The sequence below is a fragment of the Nonomuraea antri genome (genome assembly GCF_013283785.1).
GTDB classification, from domain to species: Bacteria; Actinomycetota; Actinomycetes; order Streptosporangiales; family Streptosporangiaceae; genus Nonomuraea; species Nonomuraea antri.
The window spans coordinates 1-1,300 of record NZ_JABCPZ010000540.1 but is presented as its reverse complement, the minus strand read 5'-3'; the positions used below and the strand labels follow the sequence as shown (position 1 = coordinate 1,300).

Sequence of the window (1,300 nt, the reverse complement as noted above, 5' to 3'; positions counted from 1 at the left end):
ATGTTCTCGGCCAGCGCGTACAGCAGCACCAGCGTCAGCACCGCGAACCCGATCGTGGCCGGACGCCGCCGGCGGCGCGCGGCCGAGATGGTGACGGCGACAGCGCCGGAGACCATCATCGCCAGGATCCCGGTCGCGTACGCCCCGGCCTGCGCGTCGACGTCGGCGTCGAAGGCGATGGTGAGCACGACGCAGATGGCCGTGTAGACGAGCACGACCGGACGGACCGCGCGGCCCCACTCGGGCGCCATGCCGTAGGAGGGCAGGTAGCGCGGCACGATGTTGATCAGCCCGGCCATCGCCGAGGCCCCGGCGAACCAGAGGATGAGGATCGTGCTGATGTCGTAGAGGGTGCCGAACGCCTCCCCCAGCCGTTCGTGCGCCAGGTACGCCAGCGCCCGCCCGTTGGCCTGGCCGCCGGGCGCGAACTGCGCGGGCGGGATGAGCACGGTGGTGACGAAGCTGGTCGCGATCAGGTAGACGCTCATGATGAGCGCGGCCACGGTCAGCAGCTTGCGGGTGTTGCGGATGCGCGCGGCCAGCCGTTCGGCGGCGTCCTTGCCGGTGGCGGCGACCAGCGGCATCATGCTCACCCCCGTCTCGAACCCGGACAGTCCGAGCACCAGCAGCGGGAAGGCCAGCACCGCGGGCCAGATCACGCCGCCCACGCCGCCGCGGCCCTCGGTCAGCGCCGCGGTCCACCGCTCCAGCGCCTCCGGGGTGGCCGCCACCTCGGCCAGCCCTGACACCACGATCACCGCGTTCAGCCCGAGGAACAGCGCCACCAGCGGGATCGCCACGCTGACCGCCTCGGTGAACCCGAGCAGGAACACCCCGCCGAGCACCAGCAGCAGGATCACGGTGATGGGCACCGCGTGGCCGTGCAGGAAGCCGGGCGCGTACGGGTTCTCCAGCAGGTGGACCGAGGCGTCCGCGGCCGACAGCGTGATCGTCACGATCCAGGACGTGGCCACGAACCCGAGCAGGACCAGCACGAACACCTTGCCCCGCCAGAACGGCAGCAGGTTCTCCAGCATCGCCACCGACCCCTGCCCGTGCGGGCTCTCGCGCGCCACCCGCCGGTACATCGGCAACATGCCGAGCAGCGTCAGCGCCACGATGAGCAGCGTCGCCAGCGGCGACAGCGCGCCCGCGGCCAGCGCCGCGATGCCCGGCAGGTAGGCCAGCGTGGAGAAGTAGTCGACGCCGGTCAGGCACATCACCTTCCACCACGGCTGCGGCTTGGCGTGCCCCTCCTCGGTCTCCGGGCCGACCGGCTGCTGCACCCGGTGCTCCAGCA

At 71.9% G+C, this 1,300-nt stretch carries 1 pseudogene; it reads right to left on the bottom strand.

Going from position 1 to position 1,300, the window contains the following annotated elements:
- Positions 1 to 1,298 (bottom strand): annotated as a pseudogene (locus tag HII36_RS55215) (amino acid transporter); the annotation flags it as partial.
- Between the last annotated feature and the right edge of the window lie 2 nt (positions 1,299 to 1,300).